The organism is Pseudomonas sp., assembly GCF_049301935.1.
Classification (GTDB): Bacteria; Pseudomonadota; Gammaproteobacteria; order Pseudomonadales; family Pseudomonadaceae; genus Aquipseudomonas.
Genome location: NZ_JBAQLP010000004.1, coordinates 20,773 through 28,783, shown reverse-complemented (window position 1 = coordinate 28,783; position 8,011 = coordinate 20,773). Strand labels below are relative to the sequence as shown.

General features: G+C 63.5%; 9 protein-coding genes. 5 read left to right on the top strand and 4 right to left on the bottom strand.

From position 1 onward, the window contains the following. Positions 1-173: DUF1820 family protein (locus WA145_RS00440; RefSeq protein WP_422579673.1), on the bottom strand; the 173-nt coding region annotated here is incomplete at its 3' end. 131 nt (positions 174-304) lie between these two features. Between WA145_RS00440 and miaB the strand changes: the two genes are divergently transcribed. The 5 genes from miaB (at position 305) to lnt (ending at position 5,691) form a co-directional block, all read left to right on the top strand. Beyond that, positions 305-1,636 carry a tRNA (N6-isopentenyl adenosine(37)-C2)-methylthiotransferase MiaB gene (gene miaB / locus WA145_RS00435; protein ID WP_422579672.1) on the top strand — a complete coding sequence of 444 codons (1,332 nt, stop codon included), beginning with the start codon at positions 305-307 and terminating at the stop codon, positions 1,634-1,636. An 88-nt stretch (positions 1,637-1,724) separates the two neighbouring features. Then, positions 1,725-2,729 (top strand): PhoH family protein, encoded by a 1,005-nt coding sequence (locus tag WA145_RS00430; protein WP_422579671.1) that lies wholly within the window; start codon positions 1,725-1,727, stop codon positions 2,727-2,729. Beyond that, entirely contained in the window at positions 2,722-3,180 is a 459-nt protein-coding gene (ybeY, locus tag WA145_RS00425) for an rRNA maturation RNase YbeY (protein ID WP_422579670.1), read from the top strand. The genes WA145_RS00430 and ybeY overlap by 8 nt, the downstream gene beginning before the upstream one ends. Positions 3,181-3,230: 50 nt before the next feature. Continuing rightward, complete coding sequence (locus WA145_RS00420; RefSeq protein ID WP_090249233.1) at positions 3,231-4,070, top strand: HlyC/CorC family transporter; 840 nt, start codon at positions 3,231-3,233, stop codon at positions 4,068-4,070. A gap of 100 nt (positions 4,071-4,170) precedes the next feature. After that, a complete protein-coding gene (gene lnt, locus WA145_RS00415) occupies positions 4,171-5,691 on the top strand; it encodes an apolipoprotein N-acyltransferase (RefSeq protein WP_422579669.1) in 1,521 nt (506 codons plus the stop codon). Here the strand turns inward: lnt and WA145_RS00410 are convergent. Genes WA145_RS00410 through WA145_RS00400 form a run of 3 tightly spaced genes read right to left on the bottom strand, consistent with a single transcriptional unit; the run spans position 5,688 to position 8,004 of the window. Next, positions 5,688-6,590, bottom strand: coding sequence for a biotin-dependent carboxyltransferase family protein (locus WA145_RS00410; protein ID WP_422579668.1), 903 nt, complete (start codon positions 6,588-6,590; stop codon positions 5,688-5,690). The two genes, lnt and WA145_RS00410, sit on opposite strands and share 4 nt — an antisense overlap. Then, positions 6,587-7,264 carry a 5-oxoprolinase subunit PxpB gene (pxpB, locus tag WA145_RS00405; protein WP_422579667.1) on the bottom strand — a complete coding sequence of 226 codons (678 nt, stop codon included), beginning with the start codon at positions 7,262-7,264 and terminating at the stop codon, positions 6,587-6,589. The genes WA145_RS00410 and pxpB overlap by 4 nt, the downstream gene beginning before the upstream one ends. Further along, positions 7,261-8,004, bottom strand: a complete 744-nt coding sequence (locus WA145_RS00400) for a 5-oxoprolinase subunit PxpA (RefSeq protein ID WP_422579666.1) — start codon at positions 8,002-8,004, stop codon at positions 7,261-7,263. Before WA145_RS00400 ends, pxpB begins: the two co-directional genes overlap by 4 nt. Between the last annotated feature and the right edge of the window lie 7 nt (positions 8,005-8,011).

Genomic DNA, 8,011 nt, shown 5'->3' with positions numbered 1-8,011 from the left:
AGCTTTTCTTCGCTCGGATCGACGACCACGTGCGTGCGCTCGCCAAAGACGAACTCTTCCACTTCCAGAAAGCCCCACAGATCACTTTGATAGATCTGCTTGGCGTACATTTCGAACACCTGGCCCTGGTTGAGGAAAATCACCTTGTAGATTGGAGCTTCACGTTTGGTCATGGTGGGCGAACAACACATCGGGGATATAAAAGAGGGCGCGAACTATAGCATGGCACCCGATGCACAACGCTAGGAACCAATGGGCATGCCCCCTATAATGCGCGGTTCTTTACCACCAGTTGACGATTCCCATGGCCAAGAAGCTTTACATCGAAACCCACGGTTGCCAGATGAACGAGTACGACAGCTCGCGCATGGTCGATCTGCTGGGCGAACACCAGGCCCTGGAAGTCACCGCCCGCGCCGAAGATGCCGACGTGATCCTGCTTAATACCTGCTCGATCCGCGAGCGGGCCCAGGACCGTGTGTACTCCCAGCTGGGCCGCTGGCGCGAATTGAAACTGGCCAACCCGGACATGGTGATCGCCGTCGGCGGTTGTGTGGCCAGCCAGGAAGGCGCCGCGATCCGCGACCGCGCGCCCTATGTCGACGTGGTCTTCGGCCCGCAGACCCTGCACCGCCTGCCGGAAATGATCGACGCCGCGCGCAGCACCAAGATCGCCCAGGTCGACATCAGCTTCCCCGAGATCGAGAAATTCGACCGCCTGCCCGAACCACGCGTCGACGGCCCCAGCGCCTACGTATCGGTGATGGAAGGTTGCAGCAAATACTGCACCTTCTGCGTGGTGCCCTACACCCGTGGCGAAGAAGTCAGCAGGCCGATGGCCGATGTGCTGGGTGAAATCATCCACCTGGCCGAACACGGCGTGCGCGAAATCACCCTGCTCGGGCAGAACGTCAACGGCTACCGTGGCGCGACCCAAAACGGACAGATCGCCGACTTCGCCGAGCTGCTGTATGCCGTGGCGGCCATCGACGGCATCGACCGCATCCGCTACACCACCAGCCACCCACTGGAATTCTCCGACGCGCTGATCCAGGCCCACGCCGAGATACCCGAGCTGGTGAAATACCTGCACCTGCCGGTGCAATCGGGCTCCGACCGGATTCTCGCGGCGATGAAGCGCAACCACACCGCGCTGGAATACAAGTCGCGCATCCGCAAGCTGCGCGCCGCCGTGCCGGACATCCTGATCAGCTCGGACTTTATCGTCGGCTTCCCCGGTGAAACCGAGAAGGACTTCGAACAGACCATGAAGCTGGTCGAGGATGTCGGTTTCGACTTCTGCTATTCCTTCGTCTACAGCGCGCGCCCCGGCACCCCGGCGGCCGACCTGCCCGACGACACCCCGCTGGAGCTGAAAAAGCAGCGCCTGGCCCTGCTGCAGCACCGCATCACCCAGCAAGGCTTCGAAAACAGCCGACGCATGGCCGGCACCGTGCAACGCATCCTGGTCAACGATTACTCGAAGAAGGACCCGGGCATGCTCCAGGGCCGCACCGAGAGCAATCGCGTGGTCAACTTCCGTAGCGACAACCCGCGCCTGATCGGCCAGTTTGTCGATGTGTATATCGACGAAGCCATGCCCAACTCATTGCGCGGCACCCTGTTAACCGACTAAAGCCGCAGCGGCCCGAGCTTCCCCCGCGCGGCCGCTAGCGCTATTCTTCGTTTCACTACCCCAGCCGACTGGCAGTCATCACACGACCTTGAACGCATCCATAGAACCACTCCGTTTTATCCTTGAACCCTTTGAGGCTCGCCGCTTCGCTAACCTGTGCGGCCAATTTGATGAGCACCTGCGCCTGATCGAACAGCGCCTGGCCATCGAATTGCGTAACCGCGGCAACCAGTTCGAACTGGTCGGCACCGCTGGCCAGACCCGCGCCGCCGAACAGCTGCTGCGCCGGCTGTACCGCGAAGCCGAAAACACCGAACTGTCGCCCGATCTGGTGCACCTGTTTCTGCAGGAATCCGGGATCGAGGAAATGAGCAACCCGAGCGTCGAAGTCAGCGTCGCCCTACGCACCCGCAAGGGCATGATTCGTCCGCGCGGGGCCAATCAGCAGCGCTACGTCAAAGCCATTCTCGACCACGACATCAACTTCGGCATCGGCCCGGCCGGTACCGGCAAGACCTACCTGGCGGTGGCCTGCGCGGTGGATGCCCTGGAGCGCGAGCAGATTCGCCGCATCCTGCTGGTGCGTCCGGCGGTCGAAGCCGGCGAGAAGCTCGGCTTCCTGCCTGGCGATTTGTCACAGAAGATCGACCCCTACCTGCGCCCGCTGTACGACGCACTGTACGAGATGCTCGGTTTCGAGCAGGTGGCCAAGCTGATCGAGAAACAGGTGATCGAAGTCGCGCCGCTGGCCTATATGCGCGGCCGCACCCTGAACAACAGCTTTATCATCCTCGACGAAAGCCAGAACACCACCCTGGAACAGATGAAGATGTTCCTCACCCGTATCGGCTTCGGCTCCACCGCGGTGATTACCGGTGACATCACCCAGGTCGACCTGCCGCGCGGTACCAAGAGCGGCCTGACCCACGTGATCGACGTGTTGCGTGACGTACCGGGCATCAGCTTTACCCACTTCAAGCCCAAGGACGTGGTGCGCCATCCACTGGTGCAGCGCATCGTCGAAGCCTACGAGCGCTACGACAACCGCATGCACGGCAAGCTGGATGACGAGCAGGATGAGCGCAATGCTTGAGCTTGACCTGCAGATCGCCAGCGACGCTGCCAGCCTGCCGAGCGAAGCGCAGTTTCGCGCCTGGTGTGCAATCGCCCTGCGCCAGCGCACAGCCGACTCCGAGCTGACCATCCGCCTAGTGGATGAAGCCGAAGGCCGCGAGCTCAATCACACCTGGCGGCATAAGGATTACGCCACCAACGTACTGTCCTTCCCCGCCGACGTGCCCGACGAGCTGCTGGATATCCCGCTGCTCGGCGACCTGGTGATCTGCGTGCCGGTGGTTGAGCGCGAAGCCGTCGAACAAGCGAAAACCAGCGAAGCGCATTGGGCGCACCTAGTGATCCACGGCTGCCTGCATTTGCTCGGCTACGACCATATCGAGGATGAAGAAGCCGAAGAGATGGAAGCGCTGGAACGAGAATTGCTCGCCGAACTGGGGCATCCCGACCCCTACGCCGACCACGAATAAATGCCCCTCTACAACCAACTGAAATTATAAAAGGTTCCTGAGTAACCACCATGAGCGAAGACCGATCGAGCAACGAGCAGAAGTCCTGGTTTAACAGACTGACCCAGGCTTTTGCTCATGAGCCGAAAAACCGCAAGGAATTGCTGGAAGTGCTGCGCGAAGCGCATCAGAACAAGCTGCTCGACAGCGAAGCACTGGCCATCGTTGAAGGTGCAATTCAGGTCGCCGACCTGCAGGTTCGCGACATTATGGTGCCGCGCTCGCAGATGATGAGCATCAAGGCCAACCAGACGCCCAAGGAATTCCTGCCCTCGATCATCGAAGCCGCGCACTCGCGCTATCCCGTGGTGGGCGAGAGCCTCGACGATGTGGTCGGCATCCTCCTGGCCAAGGACCTGCTGCCGTTGATCCTCTCGGGCGAACAGCCCAACTTCAACATCAAGGACCTGCTACGCCCGGCCACCTTCGTGCCCGAGTCCAAGCGCCTTAACGTGCTGCTGCGCGAGTTTCGCGCCAACCACAACCACATGGCCGTGGTGATCGATGAGTACGGCGGCGTTGCCGGCCTGGTGACCATCGAGGACGTGCTGGAGCAGATCGTTGGTGATATCGAAGACGAACACGATGTGGAAGAAGACAGCTACGTCAAACCGCTGCCCTCCGGCGATTTCCTGGTCAAGGCGCTGACGCCCATTGAAAGCTTCAACGAAGCCTTCGACACCGAATTCTCCGATGACGAGTTCGACACCGTCGGCGGCCTGGTGATGAGCGCCTTCGGCCACCTGCCCAAGCGCAACGAAGTCACCCAGATCGGCGAATTCCGCTTCCGCGTCCTCAACGCCGACAGCCGCCGCATCCATCTGCTGCGCCTAAGCCCGGTAAGTAACTGACATCCGCTGGCCACCTGAAACGGTGGCCGGTTCGCAACACTTCCCCCGTCTGCCCTCCCGCTTTACCCTTGCGCCACCTCAATCCAAGGACTTGCATGCAATGCACTGGATAACTCGACCTGGCTGGCCCGGTAACCTGATCGCCCTGCTCGCTGGCGCTATCACGCCCCTGGCGCTGGCGCCTTATGACCTGTGGCCGCTGGCCATCCTCTCCATCGCCCTGTTCTACCTCGGCCTGCGTGACCTCACGCCGCGCCAGGCGCTGTTGCGTGGCTGGAGTTATGGCTTTGGCCTGTTCGCCGCCGGCACCAGCTGGGTGTACGTGAGCATCCACGATTACGGCGCGGCCTCGCCGCCCCTGGCGGTCTTTCTGACCCTACTGTTTGTCGGTGGCCTCGGTCTACTGTTCGCCCTCAGCGCCTGGGTCTGGACGCGCTGGCTGCGCCGGGTCGAAGCGCCGCTGGCCGACGCCCTGGCCTTCGCCGCCCTGTGGCTGGCGCAGGAAGCCTTGCGCAGCTGGCTGCTCACCGGTTTCCCCTGGCTGTATGCCGGTTACAGCCAGCTGAATGGCCCACTGGCCGGGCTGGCCCCGCTGGGTGGCGTGTGGCTGCTGTCTTTTGCGTTGGCGCTGAGCGCCGCGCTGCTGGTGAATCTGGCGCAACTGCGCACGCGCAAGGCGTTTCTCGCCATCGGCGTGGTGCTGTTAATCGCCCCGTGGATCGCCGGCCTCGCGCTCAAGGGCCACGCCTGGACCCAGCCGCTGGGCGCACCGCTGAGCGTGTCGGCCATGCAGGGCAATATCGAACAGAACCTGAAGTGGGACCCCGAGCAGCTTAACGCGCAGCTCGCGCTGTACCGCGACATGACCTTCAGCGCTAAGCCGACCGACCTGATCATCTGGCCGGAAACCGCCATCCCGGTGCTCAAGGACCGTGCCCAGGGCTACCTGGGCATGCTCAATCGCTTCGCCAATGAGCGAAATGCCGCGCTGATTACCGGCGTGCCGATTCGCCAAAGCAACGAGCGCGGCGAGCAGCGCTACTACAACGGCATCAGCGTAGTTGGCCAGGGCAGCGGCGATTACCTCAAGCAGAAGCTGGTGCCCTTCGGTGAATACGTGCCGCTGCAGGAGGTGCTGCGCGGGCTGATCGCCTTCTTCGACCTGCCGATGTCGGACTTTGCCCGTGGCTCCGCCGAGCAGAGCCTGTTGCAGGCCAAGGGCCATGCGATTGCCGCGTTTATCTGCTACGAAGTGGTCTACCCGGAGTTTTCCGCCGGCCTGGCGGCGCAGAGCGACCTGCTGCTGACCATCAGCAACGACACCTGGTTTGGCCGCTCCATCGGCCCGCTGCAGCACCTGCAGATGGCGCAGATGCGCGCCCTGGAAGCCGGCCGCTGGATGATCCGCGCAACCAACAACGGCGTCACCGCGCTGATCGACCCGCAAGGCCAGATCACCGAGCAGTTGCCGCAGTTCGAACAGGCGGTGCTCTACGGCCAGGTGCAACCGATGCAGGGGCTCACGCCTTACCTGTACTGGCGCGGCTGGCCGATGCTGATCATCTGCCTGGGGCTATTTGCCTGGGCGTTGCTGGCCAGCCGTATGGCCAAAACGCTTTAACGACGAAAGAAGCGGTAAAACTCGCGCAGCTCAGCCTGCGCGTCGCCGATGCTGACCGGCGTGAAGCGCAGCGGATGGTGCGCCGGGCATTGCGCCAGGCGGCCCTGATCGAGCGGGTGCAGCCAGCCGAGCAGCGGGTAACCGCCCATGCTCTGGTGGTCGGCCTGCAGGATGATCGGCTGACCATCTGGCGGCACCTGAATCGCCCCCCGGCCAACCCCCACTGACCATTGCCGCACAGGCGGTTGCAGGGCCTCGCCGAGCAGCCGCGCACCCATGCGGTCGGAGTGCGGGCTGAGCTGCCAGGTCTGGGCGAAAAAACCCTGCAACTGGTCTTCCTCGAAACTCGCCGCATCGCCGCCAGTAATCACCCGCAGCAGGGGCTTGCAGCGGTAATCCGGCACATAGGGCCAGGGCACGCTAGCGCTGCGGGTGAAATGCGCTGATCGACAAGCCAGCAGATCCCCCACCTGCAGCGCCTGCCCCAGGCCTTCACGCAGCTGCACACTGACGCTGCCCAGCAGCGGAGCCGCAATAAAACCGCCGGCCACGGCCAGATAGGCGCGCTGACCGCTGCGAGCAAAGCCCAGGCGCAACAGCTGGCCTTGGCGCAGCGGCAAGCGTGTCCACAATGGCTGCGGCTGATCATCCAGGCTCAGCGGCACCTGGGCGCCACAGACCGCCACCCAGGTGTCGACCTCGGCCAGCAACTCGACACCGCCCAGGGCGATTTCCAGCAGCGGCGTGCCCCAGGGATTGTTCAGCAGATGATTGGCCCAGGCCGCGCCATGCCAGTCGAGCGGCCCGGCGGGCGACACGCCGAGGTGTTGCCAGCCCCGCCGTCCGCCATCCTGCAGCAGGCTTTGCGGTCCCGGCTTGAGTACCCGCAGGCCACTCATAACTGACCGCCTTCGTGGATAAAATCGCGCTCATCGACACTGCGAAAACGCACTCTATCGCCCAGCGCCAGCGGGCATGGCGGCGTTTGCGCGGCATCGAACAATAACCAGGGGCAACGGCCGATCAGGTGCCAGCCGCCGGGCGAGCAGTGCGGGTAAATCGCCGTCTGCCGCTCGGCAATCGCCAGGCTACCGGCCGGTACGGCAATACGCGGAGTGGCGCGGCGCGGCAAGGCCAGGCGCGCGTCCAGCTCGCCGAGGTAGGCAAAGCCTGGGGCAAAGCCAATCGCGCCGACACGGTACTCGCTCGCGGCATGCAGTTCGATCACCTGAGCGCTGCTCAGCTGACACAGCTGGGCGACCTCGGCGAGGTCTTCACCGTGATACCAAATGGGGATTTCATGCAGCCGCCCGGCCTGCGCGACACAGGGTTCGGCCAGCCAGCGCTCCAGCAGCGGCTTGAGCCGCTCAGCCAGCTCAAGGTGATCGGTGTGCAGCAGGTCGTAGTGCAACAGCAGGCTGGTCCAACCCGGCACCAGATCGGTTAGCACCTCGCCCAGCTCACCACGGATGCGCTCGGTCAGCAGGGCGATCCGCTGCGGCAGCTGCGCATCTGGCTGCTCGGCCAGCACCAGCAGCAGCGCTTCGGCACCGGCCGGTTCGAGGCGGATCATAGGGCGTCCAGGCTGGCCCGTAAACGCCGCAGCACGGCCAGAGAGTCGGCGTTGTCGCCATGCACGCAGAGGCTGTCGGCACGCAGCTGCAGCAGCTTGCCGTCGATATCGGCAAACGGCTCGCCTTGGGCTATCGCCAGGGCCTGCTTGAGGATGAGTTCCGGCTGATGGTGCACCGCGCCGCTCAAGCGCCGTGGTGCCAGTTGCCCATCGGCCAGGTAGGCACGATCGGCAAAGGCCTCGAACATCAGCGGCACATCGGCGACATCGGCCAGCTGCAGCTCACGGCTGTTATCGGCCAGCGCCAGCACCATCAGCGGCAAGCCCTTGCGGTAACTGGCGCAGGCCTCCAGCACCGCGTTGAACAGCGCATCGTCACGCACCAGATCGTTGTACAGCGCGCCATGCGGTTTGACGTAGGCCAACCGGGTGCCGGCCGCGTGGCAGAAGGCATCCAGCGCGCCGAGCTGATACAGCACCAGCGCGGTCACTTCTTCGGGCGAGCAGGCGATATGCCGACGACCGAAGCCGAGCAAATCCGGATAGGCCGGGTGCGCACCAATGCTCACCCCATGCTGCACCGCCAGGGCGACGGTGCGCTGCATGGTCAAGGGATCGGAGGCATGAAAGCCGCAGGCCAGGTTGGCCTGATCGATCAGCGGCATGGCATGCACGTCATCGCCCATGCGCCACACGCCGAAGCTTTCACCCATGTCGCAGTTCAGCAGGATTGTTTTCATGCCCATC

What these genes read in the sequence shown, in the direction of transcription:
- miaB (WP_422579672.1), top strand. Translation starts at nt 305, where the DNA reads ATGGCCAAGAAGCTTTACATCGAAACCCACGGTTGCCAGATGAACGAG.
- ybeY (WP_422579670.1), top strand. Translation starts at nt 2,722, where the DNA reads ATGCTTGAGCTTGACCTGCAGATCGCCAGCGACGCTGCCAGCCTGCCG.
- WA145_RS00420 (WP_090249233.1), top strand. Translation starts at nt 3,231, where the DNA reads ATGAGCGAAGACCGATCGAGCAACGAGCAGAAGTCCTGGTTTAACAGA.
- lnt (WP_422579669.1), top strand. Translation starts at nt 4,171, where the DNA reads ATGCACTGGATAACTCGACCTGGCTGGCCCGGTAACCTGATCGCCCTG.
- WA145_RS00410 (WP_422579668.1), bottom strand. Translation starts at nt 6,590, where the DNA reads ATGAGTGGCCTGCGGGTACTCAAGCCGGGACCGCAAAGCCTGCTGCAG.
- pxpB (WP_422579667.1), bottom strand. Translation starts at nt 7,264, where the DNA reads ATGATCCGCCTCGAACCGGCCGGTGCCGAAGCGCTGCTGCTGGTGCTG.
- WA145_RS00400 (WP_422579666.1), bottom strand. Translation starts at nt 8,004, where the DNA reads ATGAAAACAATCCTGCTGAACTGCGACATGGGTGAAAGCTTCGGCGTG.